This window comes from Mangrovibacterium sp. (genome assembly GCF_059905295.1).
The window spans coordinates 1-16,108 of sequence record NZ_JBZQJF010000027.1 but is presented as its reverse complement, the minus strand read 5'-3'; the positions used below and the strand labels follow the sequence as shown (position 1 = coordinate 16,108).

The 16,108-nt window shown below is 42.3% G+C and carries 13 protein-coding genes; 4 read left to right on the top strand and 9 right to left on the bottom strand.

Features of this window, described 5'->3' with window-relative positions:
• Window positions 1–2,954 (bottom strand): isoleucine--tRNA ligase (gene ileS, locus AC37HE_RS01705; protein ID WP_500781040.1); only part of this gene is annotated, 2,954 nt, incomplete at its 3' end.
• A 575-nt stretch (window positions 2,955–3,529) separates the two neighbouring features.
• Here ileS and AC37HE_RS01700 point away from each other — a divergent pair.
• Window positions 3,530–4,228, top strand: coding sequence for a ComF family protein (locus AC37HE_RS01700; protein WP_500781039.1), 699 nt, complete (start codon window positions 3,530–3,532; stop codon window positions 4,226–4,228).
• A 2-nt stretch (window positions 4,229–4,230) separates the two neighbouring features.
• Here AC37HE_RS01700 and AC37HE_RS01695 read toward each other — a convergent pair whose 3' ends face one another.
• The 6 genes from AC37HE_RS01695 to AC37HE_RS01670 all read right to left on the bottom strand — a co-directional run bounded on the left by AC37HE_RS01695 (window position 4,231) and on the right by AC37HE_RS01670 (window position 9,094).
• Window positions 4,231–4,914 (bottom strand): SIR2 family NAD-dependent protein deacylase, encoded by a 684-nt coding sequence (locus AC37HE_RS01695; RefSeq protein ID WP_500781038.1) that lies wholly within the window; start codon window positions 4,912–4,914, stop codon window positions 4,231–4,233.
• A 179-nt stretch (window positions 4,915–5,093) separates the two neighbouring features.
• The gene (locus AC37HE_RS01690) at window positions 5,094–5,363 is read right to left on the bottom strand and encodes a putative signal transducing protein (protein ID WP_500781037.1); all 270 of its coding nucleotides are present in this window, start codon (window positions 5,361–5,363) and stop codon (window positions 5,094–5,096) included.
• A 365-nt stretch (window positions 5,364–5,728) separates the two neighbouring features.
• Complete coding sequence (locus AC37HE_RS01685) at window positions 5,729–6,106, bottom strand: hypothetical protein (RefSeq protein ID WP_500781036.1); 378 nt, start codon at window positions 6,104–6,106, stop codon at window positions 5,729–5,731.
• Window positions 6,107–6,338: 232 nt separating this feature from the next.
• Window positions 6,339–7,352, bottom strand: a complete 1,014-nt coding sequence (locus AC37HE_RS01680; protein ID WP_500781035.1) for a branched-chain amino acid aminotransferase — start codon at window positions 7,350–7,352, stop codon at window positions 6,339–6,341.
• A 192-nt stretch (window positions 7,353–7,544) separates the two neighbouring features.
• Window positions 7,545–8,348: a DUF2797 domain-containing protein gene (locus tag AC37HE_RS01675; protein ID WP_500781034.1), complete on the bottom strand. Its 804-nt coding sequence runs from the start codon at window positions 8,346–8,348 to the stop codon at window positions 7,545–7,547.
• Window positions 8,349–8,395: 47 nt separating this feature from the next.
• The gene (locus AC37HE_RS01670) at window positions 8,396–9,094 is read right to left on the bottom strand and encodes an HAD family hydrolase (protein WP_500781033.1); all 699 of its coding nucleotides are present in this window, start codon (window positions 9,092–9,094) and stop codon (window positions 8,396–8,398) included.
• A gap of 220 nt (window positions 9,095–9,314) precedes the next feature.
• On the opposite strand from AC37HE_RS01670, the gene AC37HE_RS01665 reads away from it, so the two are divergent.
• Window positions 9,315–10,565, top strand: a complete 1,251-nt coding sequence (locus tag AC37HE_RS01665) for an Nramp family divalent metal transporter (RefSeq protein ID WP_500781032.1) — start codon at window positions 9,315–9,317, stop codon at window positions 10,563–10,565.
• A gap of 377 nt (window positions 10,566–10,942) precedes the next feature.
• The gene (locus AC37HE_RS01660; RefSeq protein ID WP_500781031.1) at window positions 10,943–11,359 is read left to right on the top strand and encodes a hypothetical protein; all 417 of its coding nucleotides are present in this window, start codon (window positions 10,943–10,945) and stop codon (window positions 11,357–11,359) included.
• Window positions 11,360–11,414: 55 nt separating this feature from the next.
• Here AC37HE_RS01660 and AC37HE_RS01655 read toward each other — a convergent pair whose 3' ends face one another.
• Window positions 11,415–13,991 (bottom strand): glycoside hydrolase family 2 protein, encoded by a 2,577-nt coding sequence (locus AC37HE_RS01655; RefSeq protein ID WP_500781030.1) that lies wholly within the window; start codon window positions 13,989–13,991, stop codon window positions 11,415–11,417.
• A 198-nt stretch (window positions 13,992–14,189) separates the two neighbouring features.
• Between AC37HE_RS01655 and AC37HE_RS01650 the strand changes: the two genes are divergently transcribed.
• Window positions 14,190–15,404, top strand: a complete 1,215-nt coding sequence (locus AC37HE_RS01650) for a Bcr/CflA family multidrug efflux MFS transporter (RefSeq protein WP_500781029.1) — start codon at window positions 14,190–14,192, stop codon at window positions 15,402–15,404.
• 529 nt (window positions 15,405–15,933) lie between these two features.
• Here the strand turns inward: AC37HE_RS01650 and AC37HE_RS01645 are convergent.
• A complete protein-coding gene (locus AC37HE_RS01645) occupies window positions 15,934–16,092 on the bottom strand; it encodes a cytochrome o ubiquinol oxidase subunit IV (RefSeq protein ID WP_500781041.1) in 159 nt (52 codons plus the stop codon).
• Window positions 16,093–16,108: the final 16 nt, after the last annotated feature.

Sequence of the window (16,108 nt, the reverse complement as noted above, 5' to 3'; positions counted from 1 at the left end):
CCTAAGGTTTTGAAGTTTGGTTTAATTTTCTTCTTGATTATTCCAGCCGTGTCAGTCAGGTACTCCACCTCTTTCACGTTTACTTCAGAAAGAATAATATTTTCAACTGATTCAAACTGTTCTTTAAAATGGGCATTCAACACCGGCACCATAATTTTTGCCAGCGGCTGACGCACTTTCAGTTTTTCCTTCCGGCGTAAACCTAAAATCATAGATGAACCACGCTGAGCGATTGCCATCTTTTGCTCCAGATCCTGATCAATTAAGGCTTCATTCGCAGTCGGGAATTCGGCCAGGTGAACACTCTGGTCATCCTCAAGTCCGGTCATTTTATTCAAATCGGTATAGAGTTGATCTGAATAGAACGGCGCTAAAGGAGCCGACAATTTAGCAACAGTTACTAAACAAGTATAAAGCGTTTGGTATGCTGAAAGCTTGTCTTTATCGTATTCGCCACCCCAATAACGTTTGCGGCTTAAACGCACAAACCAGTTACTCAGGTTTTCGTTTACAAATTCTGAAATTGCCCGTCCGGCACGTGTTGGTTCGTAGGATTCCAGGCTTTCACCAACCTCTTTCACCAACGAGTTCAACAAGGAAATAATCCAACGATCCAACTCAGGACGTTCGGATACCGGAATTTCATCTTCTTTAAAGCAGAAACCATCAATATTGGCATAAAGCGCAAAGAAGTTATAAGTATTATAAAGTGTTCCGAAAAATTTACGACGAACTTCATCAACTCCGGCAACATCAAATTTCAGGTTATCCCAAGGAGCCGAATTGGTCAACATGTACCAACGCAACGGGTCCGAACCATATTTTTCTATGGTTGAAAACGGGTCAACTGCATTTCCCAAGCGCTTCGACATCTTGTTCCCATTTTTGTCGAGCACCAAACCATTCGAGATGATATTACGGAAAGCAACTGACTCATCAATCATCGTTGCAATAGCATGCAGGGTAAAAAACCAACCACGGGTTTGGTCAACACCTTCGGCAATAAAGTCAGCCGGGAACACACCACGCCCCTCAACCGGTTGATATTTCTCTTTATTCTCAAACGGATAATGGTTTTGTGCATAAGGCATCGCACCTGAGTCGAACCAAACATCAATCAAATCCGGCTCACGGAACATTTTTTCACCATTATCAGCAACCAGCACAATATCGTCAACATATGGGCGGTGCAAATCAATTTTATCGTAGTTTGCCGGATCATAATTTCCCGACTCAAAACCGTCATACGGATTTTTATCCATCACCCCAGCAGCAACTGCTTTTTCAATCTCGGCGAACAAATCTTCAACAGAACCAAAGCATTTACTTTGCAAACCATCTTCTGTTCTCCAAATTGGAAGTGGTGTTCCCCAAAAGCGTGAACGGCTCAGGTTCCAATCAACCAGGTTTTCCAACCAGTTACCAAAACGTCCGGTACCAGTCGATTGCGGTTTCCAGTTGATGGTATTATTCAACGCAATCAGCTTGTCTTTAACAGCTGTTGTACGGATAAACCAGCTATCCAACGGATAGTACAATACCGGTTTATCGGTACGCCAACAATGCGGATAACTGTGTTCATGTTTTTCAACTTTGAAGGCCTTGTTATCCTTTTTCAACATCACCGAAATATCCACATCTACAGTAGAATAGCTCTCGTCCAGCGAATCGTCGTATTCATTTTTCACATATCGACCGCTCCACTCTGCATAGCTTTCGGCATTCACATTTGAAGCAACAAAGGAAGGATCCATATTGTCAATCAAAAAGAAACGACCTTTTCGATCAACCAGAGGCTGTTTCTTCCCATCTTTATCGTCAACTAACAAAGGAGCAATACCGTTTTGCTTAGCAACGCGGTCATCATCCGCCCCAAAAGTAGGTGCAATATGTACAATACCTGTACCATCCTCTGTAGTTACGAAGTCACCTGTTATTACGCGGAAAGCATCACCATTAGGCTTCACCCAATCAATTAATTGCTCGTAATTTACACCAGCTAATTGCGCTCCGGTGTATTCTGCAACAACCTGGTAAGGAATTTTTTTATCACCCGGTTTGTAATCTTCAAACGGGATCTCCGCATTTTTCGGGTTGAAATGAGAGGCCAACAAGTCTTTTGCCAGCACAACAGTCATCGGTTCGCCCGTGTATGGATTGAACGATTTCACCTTCACATAAGTGATTTTTGCTCCAACACAAAGTGCGGTGTTCGAAGGTAAGGTCCATGGAGTAGTCGTCCAGGCCATGAAATACAAAGGTGAATCAAGCTCTTCATATAAAAACTCCGATTTCTCATCACGAATAACCGAAAACTGGGCAACCGCTGTCGTATCTTTCACATCGCGGTAACAACCTGGCTGGTTCAACTCGTGTGAACTCAAGCCGGTTCCGGCAGCAGGAGAGTATGGTTGGATCGTGTAACCTTTATACAACATGCCTTTATCAAACAGTTGTTTCAACAACCACCAAACAGACTCGATATAACGGTTATCGTAAGTGATATACGGATCGTCCATATTCACCCAATAACCCATCTGGCGAGTTAGCTGTTCCCACTCGCGGGTATATTTCATCACCTCCCTACGACAGGCGGCATTATATTCTTCAACGGTAATTTTTGAGCCAATATCTTCTTTGGTTATACCCAACGATTTTTCGACACTCAGCTCAACAGGTAATCCGTGTGTATCCCAACCGGCTTTGCGGTGCACACGGAAACCTTTCATGGTTTTATAACGGCAAAAAGTATCCTTAATCGCGCGGGCCATCACGTGGTGAATACCCGGCATTCCGTTAGCAGATGGAGGCCCTTCATAAAAAACAAAAGTCGGGTTGCCCTCCCTTGTTGATATACTTTTATGAAAGGTATCATCATCTTCCCATTTCTTCAATACATCTTTGTTGATTTGGGAGAGATCTAATTGCTTGTATTCGCGGAATTTATCGCTCATCAGAATCCTATTTTGACCTAATTTTTAAAAATTGCACAAATATAGGAAAATTTTAATGACCACCGCCGGAGCACAAGCTTTAGCCTTTGCATTTAACATGAGCTAAAGTTTCGGCTAATCAAACAGAACGATTCAGTTAAACATTAAAAAAAGGTTGCCAGGGAAAGCAACCTTAGGAAATTTCAGATAGGGAAATGAAGGGAAAATGTCGAACAACCTGCTTACCACAGTATCGTTCTTTCTAATCAACAAGTTTGATAAAGTTGTATTTGTAAAACATGCTCAAATTATGACCTATACTTTAGCAACTTGTTGATAAATCAAAAGTACTGACAATCAGCAAATATCGTCTTACGGTTAAATTATCAGACTATCAATCAATTGTTAAACTACATGATGTAAATATTAGCTCATCTTTAAGAAATTGAAAAAACGCCTCAAATTCGCAAGACTCTCTAATTCAATATTTTTAATACAAAAGTTGAAATCCCTGATTCGATACCGTATCCAAAGTATTTTCCGTAACTTAATATCCACTTAGCAATAGAAGGAACATCACTTGCAATTCGACGACCATGAAAAGAATATTGATAGAAAGCGCACAACAATTTTTGGAATTGATTTTTCCACGAACCTGTATTGTATGCAATACCAAACTCATACAAACAGAAGAATATATTTGCCTGAAATGCCTCCTTCACCTGCCAAGAACCCATCATTGGAAGAAATCGGAAAATGTGATGGAGCAACTTTTTTTTGGCCGGGTGCCCATCGAAAGAGCGTGTGCGTTCTTCGAATTCAAAAAAGGAAGTAACTACCAGCTAATACTACACGAGCTAAAATACCGGGGACAAAAAAAGCTGGGTGACTATATGGGACGACTGTTCGGATCCATCCTGAAAAATGATGAAAAAATAAACACCGCCGACTGGATCTGCCCCGTTCCACTACATCCGAAAAAAGAACGGAAACGCGGGTATAACCAAAGTTATCAGGTTGCCCGGGGCTTATCCGAATCACTCGGGATTCCCGTTAACGAAACTAATTTGTTCAGAAATACGCACAGCTCAACCCAAACACGCAAATCGCGTTGGGAGCGTTGGCAAAACGTGGAAGGAATTTTCGAGCTCAAAGATCCCGAGATGTTTAACGGCAAACACATCATTATCGTGGACGATGTTGTGACAACAGGCGCAACATTGGAAGCCTGTGCCACAGCAATTCAATCGAAGTGCGATGCCCGCATAAGTATTCTCACGCTGGCAATCGCCTAAACCTACTTTCCGGAAAGAATATCCATCAACTTCACCATTCCGGACCCAGCCTTTTCTTCAATGAAAGTGACGTCTTTTAGCGATATTGGCGGGCGTTCCGGATCAATGACATAAATAGGGCAGCTCGAAGGCGTATAATGAACCAAACCTGCTGCAGGGTAAACATTCAGTGAAGTTCCGATCACAACAAAAATATCAGCTTGAGCAGCAATTTCTGCCGCCACGTCCATAGCTGGCACGGCCTCGCCAAACCAAACAATATGCGGACGAAGCTGGCTTCCTTTGGGGCACTTATCTCCCAGTTTTAGCTCCCAACCGTCAAGTTCAAATATTAAATTTGGATCCACGGAGCTACGCACTTTTGTCAACTCGCCATGCAAGTGAAGTACCTTGGAACTACCAGCCCGTTCGTGCAGATTGTCAACATTTTGTGTAATCACGTGAACATCGAAATCCTTCTCCAATTCAGCCACCAACAGATGTCCCTGGTTTGGTTTTGCATCGCTCAATTGTTTCCGTCGGTCATTATAGAATCTATTCACCAATTCCGGATTGCGTTCCCATGCTTCAGGTGTGGCTACGTCCATCACATCATATTCTTCCCACAATCCACCCATATCGCGAAAGGTACGCAAACCACTCTCCTGGCTCATTCCGGCCCCGGACAAAACAACTAGTTTTTTCATGTTTTAGAATTTGTATTGCCACCAGATATAAAAATCAGCTTGGTTAGCTCACCCTTTTCAGTGAAGGGTTCGTCCAACCAAGCTGGTTTAAATTTCGGTTTGTCCAAAGTTACAACACCGAGTCGAAAACGTTAAAATGAATCGGAATAAAAAAGAATTATTCTTAACCCATTATTGGCTTAATGAACTTCTTTACTCCCCATATTTTTAACAAAACTCTCAACAACCAACCGAGCCTCGTCTGCATCTTTATTGGCAACCATCACCGACACGGGGCCTGCACCACCGGGATCAGTATACCAAGGAGCAAGGGTTCCCACATATTGGTTCTTCACAAACGAATAAATCCGGGCATCATCAAGCAGACTTTTCAAAAGCGATGCTTGAACATTAGTACCGGCAAAAATTTCAATAGGAAAGATTTCACGATCTGGATGTCTTGTCTTCATATTATTAAAGTTAAAATCAGTAATCGCTCAGTAAATTAGAATAATTCAAGCATTTATTTCCTTGTTTCTGCTGTACAAAACAAGTGTTTTTGAGCAGATTTTTAGATCCATTCCAGAAGAACCATTACGGAAAGCCTTGTAGACATTACATTTCCTGTAATCAAAACATATCGGAGAAGTTATCATTGCGAGGTAATCACGGAACTCAAGCATCCTGGATTTGTCCCTTAAATATGATGAAGACATTTCAGGGAATCTGGTAAGGAACAGAAGTTAATCAGTAAATGGTAAACAAGACCTAAAAGCTTTCAACCTGTTAGTGTTAATCAATCTAATTTTCGTCTAAAATGAGTTATTGGCAGAACTTACCTCAGTGCCCATTTTTTGGCAGCAGCCACCGTCGTAAATACTTTCGAAGCATACCCATCATCTTTGGTTTCAACCAAAATCGGGATGACAATATCATGAGGGCTAGCAACAATAACGGCAATTCTAGCTCCCTGAAAAAACTTTATATGCTCTTTGTAAAATTCAGCGATTTTGATGTATTCCGAAATTTTTATATCGTATCGAGCAGCTGTATAGTCAACAATATAACGCTTAATACCCTCGTGAGCTATGCCACTAGTAAAGGCTTCTTTCCAGGTCGATTCAAAGTACGCATAATTGACCGGGCCAATATACGTTTTATAAAGAATACCTTCAGATTGCTCATAATAATATTGACAGGAAGGAAAAGTCATTATTCATTTCGTGAATTATCCGTTTATCAAATAATGGTTGATCTAAACACCATAAGCTTAATATTAACCAAGTTACAGATAAAATTTGGAAACAGCCTAATCACACAATCAATTAACAACAAAATAGTTATTCCTCTCCCATAGAGAACCATTACACTCAGGAAACTTCGTCATGGACACAAAAAAGCCCCATCCAAACAGATGAGGCCGATCATATCTTCTTTATACGCTTTTATTCAATAACAGTCATCCAACCATGTGTGTCGGGCTCATCACCATACTGAATATCCTGTAGTTTATGGTAAAGCTTAGTTAACCAAGGCCCCGGATCAAAACCATACAGGTATTCTTTGTCCAAATCTTCATCGTAAATACGTTTGACAGGAGAAATAACTGCAGCAGTTCCGCAAGCACCGACTTCCTCAAAACTAGCTAACTCTTCAACAGGAATTTGACGCCGCTCAACTTTCAACCCCAAGTCCTCAGCCAATTGCATCAAACTCATGTTCGTAATCGAAGGTAAAATTGATTCCGATTTAGGAGTAACATAAGTATTTCCTTTAATGGCAAAGAAGTTTGCAGGTCCACATTCGTCGATGTATTTCTTTTCCCTGGCATCCAGGTAAAGCACAGCTGAATAATGTCCTTCTTTGGCTTTTTTACCGGCAACCAAGCTGGCAGCGTAGTTTCCACCGACTTTATATTTTCCTGTTCCCAGCGGAGCAGCCCGGTCGAACTGACGATAAATTACCAATTCGGTGGGTTTAAATCCTTCCGGGAAATACGGTCCTACCGGCATAACGAAAATCATAAACAAGTATTCGTTCGATGGTTTTACTCCAATCTCAGGTCCTGTTCCTATAAGTAAAGGGCGAATATACAGTGAAGCTCCTGATCCATGCGGAGGAACAAATTCAATATTTTCCTTAACGGCTAATGTTACTGCTTCGCAAAAAAGCTCGGTTGGAACTTTTGCCATCAAAATACCGTCAGCAGAAGACTGCATGCGACGAGCGTTTTCTTCCATTCGGAAAACACGCACTTTCCCATCTTCACCCATGAATGCCTTCAGGCCTTCAAAAATCTCCTGCCCGTAATGCAAGCAGGTGGCTCCCATATGTAAATTTAGATATTCTGAATCGCTTACTTCCAATGGTCCCCATTGACCATCTTTAAACCAGCAACGGATATTGAAATTAGTTTTTCGATAACCAAAACCAAGATTTTTCCAATCAATATTTTCCATAGTTACTATAATATTATACGCCCCCTTAATCAACAATCAAATAAACGAAAAAAAAAATTGACAAGGAAGGTCAAAAGTCTTTATTCGCCTTAAAATTAAATGTTTTAGAAAAGCACTCTAAAACAAGAACTTATGAATTAACGGAAAGTTTAAACTTATTCTTTCGAATCGAAATTAAAGACACGCCCTTTATTACGAACCGAAAGTGAACGTCAGAAAATAACCGTTATGCTTGCGAATATTGAGTACCCGACCGCCATCCAGCAGCAAATATTGGCCTTTTATACCTTGCAAAATTCCGTCAATAACCGGTTGTTTATCAAAACTGAGACTCGTTATTTTGGTAGGATACTCAAGTACCGGGTAGTTCAGCTTAATGACTTCATCTTCTTCACTCCGGTATTGCTGTAGCTCCACCGGCAGTAAGCGCATTACGTTTTCTTTCTCTTCAGTCAGTTTGAAGTTCTCTGCGATATTATTCTTCAGCATATCCCGCCAATTGGTTTTGTCGGTGAAGTACTTTTTCAGAAAAACCTCACTAACTCCGGCAATATGCCGATTAGGTGTTTTTAGCACACGAATGGCATACGACGCTCCCTGATCGATCCATCGGGTTGGAACCTGGTGATAACGAGTTACTCCCACTTTTAGCTCGCTTGAAACGGCTAAATAAACAAAATGGTCAATCAAATCGTGCTTTTGGGCCCATTCCAAATCACGGGCAATTCCAAATTCAGCTTTCGATAGCTCAGGACGCATAACCGTTTCGCTGGCTTCAGGAGCCGTTTGTAAGCATGAGTAGCAAAAGCCCTGTCCAAAAGATGTTTTTGTTTTCTTGCCACACGAAATACAATTAATCTGCCCATCAAACTGCATTCGGATTTGTTTTCCCAGCAAGGCATTCATGTCAATCTCCTCGTCGCCAATGCGAAAAAAGTAGCGAATCGGATCATCCAATTCAGCGCGCATCTTCAATATATTTCCCTGGTATTCCATTTTTATGAGTATCGAGTTCAAAAATTTGTCTAATCAAGCTCCCGCATTTACCGGAACAATTCCAGAACATCATGAATTTGTTTCAGTTCAAAAAAACGATCGCTTTTAATATCTTCCGGGTTCATTTGCTCGAAAATCCAGGTGGTGTAATACGGAATATGAGCTCCATAGCCCCCTAATTCAATCACAGGTAGCACATCCGATTTCAACGAATTACCAACCATTAATAGCTGATCAGCAGAAATATCAAGGTGTTTGAGCAGCTCCTGGTAATTTTCGTGCTTTTTATGGGTCATAATTTCAATGTGATGAAAATATTTCAGCAGTCCCGACTTTTTAAGCTTTCGTTCCTGGTCGAGCAAATCGCCCTTCGTAGCAACCACCAGCCGGTATTTCCCATACAGTTTATCGAGCAAATCCACAATGCCATCGAGCAAAATCACATCCTTTTGCAGCATCTCTTTACCTATGGCAATAATTGCTTCGACCTGTTCAGGCCGAACTTGCCGTTGCGAGATACTCAATGCTGTTTCAACCAACGACAAAATAAACGCTTTAATACCATAGCCGTAGAGCTCCATGTTCTGCATTTCAACCCGAAACAACTCGCTCATTGCTTTATCGGGTTCTTCAAAATCAGCCATTATGCGGCAAAATTCCTTCTCCGCATCGCGGAAAAAGTTCTCATTTTCCCACAACGTGTCATCGGCATCAAAGGCAATTACTTTTATATTGGCTAAACTCATTATTAAGTTGATTAAGCATCAAAAGTACAAAGTATATCACGAACGAAAGCGTTTTCTCCGCCGAAGTTGGGAAACAAAACCAAAGCATCTTGCAAAGGCAAAACACGACAACCGAATAGTTAGTTTACTAGAAAATTGATCCTCTCGAAAAAACACATTACTCCTTAGCCAAATTTTTGACCATTTTTGCAAGGCAACTCGAAGCAAAGAAATTCACCTTATGAAACAAAACTTCTGGAAAGCTTTAGGCCCGGGAATTATATGGGCTGCGGCTGCTATCGGTGTATCTCACCTGGTACAAAGTACTCGCGCCGGTGCCGATTTCGGATTTCAACTGGTTATTGTCGTCATTTTAGCCAATATTCTGAAATACCCATTCTTTCAGTACGGATCGCGCTATGCCATTGCAACCGAAGAAAGCCTCATAGACGGATACGGCCGAATGGGGAAATGGGTCGTTGTGTTGTTTTTGTTGCTTACCCTGGGAACCATGTTTACCATCCAGGCAGCAGTGACTTCCGTAACGGTCGGGCTCATAAAATCTGTTATCAATATCCCACTAAGCTACTTACAGGTTACAATCCTTCTTCTGTTACTTTGTGCTGTTATTGTACTCATTGGCCATTTCAAAACCCTGGATCGGCTCATTAAAGTTGTGGTCGTCGTTTTGTCGATAGCAACATTCACCGCGCTAGTTGCTGCCTTTACGAAAAGTGATCTGCAAACAGTAATTGACAACCAGGTTCCATTTCAATTTTCATCGGGTAATGTTGCCTTTTTAATAGCTCTGGTTGGTTGGATGCCAAGTGCCATTGATATTTCGGTATGGAGCTCGCTATGGACCTTAGCCAAGGTAAAAGAAACCGGCTACAAGCCAAGCCTCAAACAAACACTACTCGACTTCAACATTGGTTACATCGGAACTACAATCCTTTCACTGGCTTTCCTCAGCCTCGGAGCGATGGTCATGTTTCATTCAGGGGAAAGTTTTGCCAATGGTGGTGTTCTGTTTGCAAACCAGCTAATGGCTTTATACACCAGTTCAATTGGTGATTGGTCGTATCCCATTCTGGCGGTAGCTGCCATAGCAACCATGTTTAGCACAACCTTAACCGTACTCGACGCATATCCCCGTGTCTTAACTCCGATTACTGAAAGTCTTTGTGACAAGCCATTAAAGCACCGGACAAAGCAGGCATTTAGTTATCTCTGGATTTTTGTCCTGATCGTCGGAACAGGAATGCTTATTTCGGTATTTGCTGACCAGATGAAATTACTGGTTGATATCGCCACTTCACTGTCATTTATAACAGCCCCGGTATTGGCTGTACTTAACTTAAAAGCGGTAACATCATCTCAGGTACCTGCGGAGTTTAAACCCAGCCGTTTTATGCAAATCTTTTCATGGATTGGAATCATTGTCCTTGCTGCATTTGCCTTTTACTTTATATACCTGCAGCTTATTTCCTAAAATACGTGATCAAAAACTTCGGAAAAAGCTTATTAACATTTCAGAACAAACAGATTACACAAGTGAATACCGACAATCCTGAACATCAAACACCACAAAGTCACTACAGAACTAACAAACAATCTATTATCATTAATAACTCAGTATGCGAAGTCCAGTGTTTTAATTTCATTATTAATCCATTCGCAGCTTAAGGAGTCGTAATTTATTTCGAATTCAACATTGACATTTATCTGATTATTTCATTCCCTATTGACTTCAACAATCAAAGGCCGTACCTTTATAAAAGAAATTAGACTTAGTAAATTTTATTCAGTTTTCAGAACTTAACGCAACCAAATAACGGTGGCTGCATCTAACAATAAACGCACGGCCCCATGAAAACACATCAACTAATCAAACTAGCCTTCCTGTTTGTTATAGCTCTATCGGCATGCAACGATAAAGACAAGATCGACAATAGTACCCTTGAGGGATACTACAGCGGTACTTTCACCGTAGAGTACAGTAACGGAACAGTCTATTCAAGTCCGGTAACGGTATCGCTGCACGACAATGAATACTCTTGCAGTGCAAGTGCAAATAAGAAGCCTGCCGGAGGTAGCGGTGGTTATTATCTGGATGGTGATAAAATTTATTTTCTGGACGAAAATCTGTGGACTGCGAATTTCGACTGGAACCTGATTATGTCGGGAGAATATAGCCTACAACTAATAGGCAAGGACCTCGAAATATCTTCTCTGAAAGACGGAGTTGGCTTATACCAATACAAATTGCATAAGGTTCTACAATAAAAAAGCTGTGATCTTCGCGAAACCACAGCTTTTTTATTTCACATCTTAGTCGGTATTAAAAGGCTTCATCCAAGGTTTCAATCTTCAATACATCGGCCAATTTATCGGCTGAAATTTGGGTTTTTAGATGAACCGTAACCGTCTCACCCGGTAATAAATCGAAATAATTATCCGAGAAGAAACCAGCCTCATCACCGATGGTCAGATATAAGTTTTTAGCCAGCTTAGTTGAATTAAGGGTGATATCGAAACCATCATCGTCTGCTGAAACCACATGCTCAACCGTTGGTTTTGGCAGATTCAGATCTTTAACCGGACGGAAATAAAACACATTTGACGACAAACATTCATCACCTTCGAACAACTCAGCTACTAAAAACTGGTTGCTGCTGTCTTTCCCTTTCAGAAATTCTTGCTCGCCGGTTTCGAAATAATCGACCGACGAGTTCTGCCCAACAGTTACAGGCTTCGATTCTTCCCAAATAACATTCCCGTCAAAGTCGATCATTTTGAGTTTCAGCTGGCCCTCAATGTCGCGCAGCTCATCGTTAACCACTGCTACTTTAAATTGACCATTTTCGCGATATGGTGAAACCAATACCGGAGCAAATCCTTTCTTCACATAGTATTGAAGTGCTTTCCAGCGTTGGTAATAGTCGGTAGAGCTCCACGAAGCAACCGGCCAGCAATCGTTAATTTGCCAGTACAAACTTCCCATGCAGTAAGGCATTGCCCGACGATGTCCTTCCAGAGCAAACTTAATACCTTCGGCCTGTAAAACCTGGTTCACATACAGGAACGACTCAAAATCCTTTGGCTTCTTGTAATCCTGCAACATGTAATACTCGATCGTCTCATTACCAATCGATGAGCGCTGATGCGACTTCATCACATCAGAAAGAATGTCATAGTCTTCAGGGGTTGCATATTGCTTCACAGTTTTCAACTCGGGGAACGACTGAAAACCATATTCACTCATAAAACGGGCAATGTGTGTTGCATAGGTTGTAAAAGGCTCCTTACCCCACCAAACACCCCAATAGTGTTCGTCGCCGTTCTTCAAATCTGCAGGAATCCCTGTTCCGGATGAGGGACTTGATGACCAGTAGAAACGTTGAGAATCGTATTTCTTAACGGCATCAGGCAATATTTTGTGAAAGATCTTCTTGTAGGTCGCAAAGATGCTGTCGGCATTCGCCTGACTTTTAGCCTCCTCTTCCTTTTTCCAGCCCCAGCCAAACCAAGCCGCCAAAATCTCGTTGTTGCCACACCACATACCCAGGCTCGGGTGGTTGCGCAAGCGTTTTACATTATCCTCAGCTTCAGCTTTTACATTGTCCAGAAACTCTTGATCACCGGGGAACATGGCACAGGCAAACATGAAGTCCTGCCACACCAGAATCCCGGCTTCATCGCAAAGATCATAGAATTCGTCATTCTCATAAATACCACCACCCCAAACACGCAGCATGTTCATGTTCGAAGTTTTCGCTGTATTGACCACATTCCGGTACATCTCATGACTAACACGCGACGGAAAAATATCGTTCGGAATGTAGTTGGCGCCTTTCATAAATACCGGTACCCCATTCAGTTTAAAATAGAATGAAGTTCCCCGATCATCTTTGTCACGAACCAACTCCAACGTACGAATGCCGATGCGATGACTCAACTCAGTCGTTTGCTTGTCAATGTCCAGGCGGGCCGTAATATTATACAGCGGTTGTTCACCCAGACCGTTGGTCCACCAAAGCTTGGGATTGGCAATTTCAAACTCCATTTTATTCAAACTGAAACCTGGTGCCAATTGAAAGTCGGCAGAAGCAGCTTCAGCACCATCAACCAGGATTGTTATCGTCGCATTCTTTGCTTCCTGGGCATCAACCTCAACCAACGCCGAGAAGGTCGCTTTATCTTTTTCAACCTGATGCTGTACAATTTGCAGATCGTTAATGCGAGCTTCATTCCAAGCCTTCAGAAAGACCGGGCGCCAAATACCGCTGGTAACCAAACGGGGACCCCAGTCCCAACCAAAATGATAGCCGGCTTTACGGGTAAAAACACTCACCCGTTTACCGCCTTCAACTTCGCCAATCTCGGCCAGGTCGTTACCCGAAGCCGGCACCACATAGGGATAAGCATCGTATTTCTTCAAGCCTTCGATAATTGGCGAGCGAAAGGTAATCTCCAACTCGTTATCGCCTTCTTTCAGGAATGGTTTCACATCAACCAAATACTCGCGAAACATATTGTCGGTCGAAGTCACCAACTCGCCATTGATTCGAATATCGGCATAAGTATCCAAGCCTTTAAAATCGAGCGCAACACGATCGTGTTTCAACAAGCCAGCATCGGCTTTCAGTGTTGTTTTGTAAGCCCAATCCTTCTTGTCGATCCATTGAAGTTTGTGCTCATTCAAGCGATAAAACGGATCTTCAATTTTATTATTAGCCAGTAAATCGGTATGTACGCAGCCAGGAACCGTTGCCGGCAGCCATTCGTTGGTGCCACTTTCTGCAAACTGCCAGCCACTATTTATTTCCTGACTAATCATGAGATCTTTGTGTTTAGAGGAACATCCCATTAACAGGCAAACTGCCCCTGCAAGGAGTAAATACAAGCTTTTGCTCATGGAGTAAAGTTTTAACAATTGTTGTGGTTTATAATTGAATTTAGATCAGGCTAATTTGAGAAAAAACAGGCAAAATTCACAATCCTTTATTGTAATAATAACAAAAAGCTTTAGATATCATTATTCCGTTAAAGCATCGTTTAAACCAATGTGCCACTGATTCTTATTGCTATTTTTGCGTGTAAACCCATTTTGCTTATGACGAGAAGACTATTGATTTCGCGGGATAACCGCTTTTTTATTGCACAAATTACATTCCTGCTAGCCTTGCTAACATCCCTTTCGCCATTTGCCACTGACACGTATATCCCAGCCTTACCAAGCATGTCAGAATTTTTCGGTGTTCCCATTAATCTGGTGGAGGTATCGCTCACTGTTTATTTTATCGGGGTAGCCATTGGGCAGTTTTTCGGAGGACCGCTGTCCGATTCGTTCGGGCGGAAAACGGTAGCACTCATCGGAGTTCTTTTATTCTCAGTCAGCAGTTTCCTGGCCATCTTCACCACCGACGTTCATGTCTTATGGGTGCTCCGTTTGATACAGGCAATTGGAGGCGGCGGTGCATCGGTTGTCAATATGGCCTTTGTACGCGATTGGTTTGAAGGAAAAGATGTGGCTCGGATTTCATCGTTGATTAGTATGATTATGATGCTGGCCCCCTTAGTTGCACCGGTTATCGGATCATTTTTACTCCTTAGCCTGGGCTGGAAATCTATTTTCATTTTCATGTCCTCAGTAGCCATGCTTACCTTTGTGCTGTTTATCCTGTTCATGCCCGAGTCGCGACACTCACATCATATTACCCGCAAACTAACGGCCAAACAATTAATAGGTTCGTACCGGAAAATTTTCAGCTCACCAAAGGCAGTCGGATTGGTACTGGCGAACAGTTTTGCAGTATCGGGGATGTTTGTCTTCCTCACAGGCTCTTCCTTCCTGTATATCGAATTCTTTAAGGTTGATGTCGCCCTGTTCCCAATCTACTTTGGAGCCAATGTCGTGATGAATGTTCTGCTCACCTTCCTCAATTTCAAGCTGGTAAAAACGATTGAGCCAGCTAAAATCCTGCATGTCGGGTTACTGATTCAACTTGTATCGGGCCTGTTGTTGTGGTTTGCTGTTCGGGTTGAAGAGCCCAGTTTGTGGCTTGTCTTCACCTTGATGATTAGCTTTATCGGGAGCCTTGGGTTAATCTTCTCCAATACGGTTGCTCTCGTGCTTAATCAATTTCCTGAGATCTCGGGTTCGGCCAATGCGGTAATCGGAGTGATTCGCTTTGCCTTCAGCGGCGCCGTGGGCTCCCTGCTGGCAGTATTCCACACCGGCGATTTAATCCCCATGGGAACCATTATGGCTGCTTGTACGATGCTGGCCTATCTTCTCTTTACGGGTTCACGCTTCGCCAAGCATTAAATCCATCATTTCAAACTGAAAAAGCAACCGGCAATACCCTTCATCAAAGAAATACTTCAGCAGCTCTGGCAACTTTCATGCGTAGGGTTGAAGGAAAAGATAAGGTCAGATTGTATATTTTACACCTATCAGTTCCATTTTTAATACCTATTAAAAATTCAACACATCCCTATATTTTAGTTATCAACTGCTTATAAAAGCCCCAAAAGGACCTGTGGCTTTATGCAAAAGGAAGGGAGGAGAATGGAGAATTCCTGAACATCCCGTTGTTATGGTTATCGGGAGTTGTCAGGTTCTCTTCAAACCCATTTGAATTGCAATTATAGCATTGAGGTGAGCAAAGGAAAGATCGGATCCCTATCTCCCGGAGAAGCATCGACAGGAAGGCCGGGGTGGGTCAACCGGATAAAAATAAGAGCTGGAAAATGCTTTCTGAAATAAAAAAGAGCAATGTCGAAGGAGCGGAATAGCTATTTCCGTGAGCCCTCAACATTGCTCTTTGAGCATTAACTATACTATTTCACGATATTTACATCATCCGCGAGTTCAGTGTAATCATTACCCAAATGGTGCCGCCTACAAAAATGAAGACCAGCACTGCTGTAAAGGCAATGAATGCCACGTTCCAGCGCTGCTTCTCCGAGGTATCGAGGTGAAGAAAATAACGCAGGTGAACCAGCATTTGCAGTAAGGCTGCGATCGAT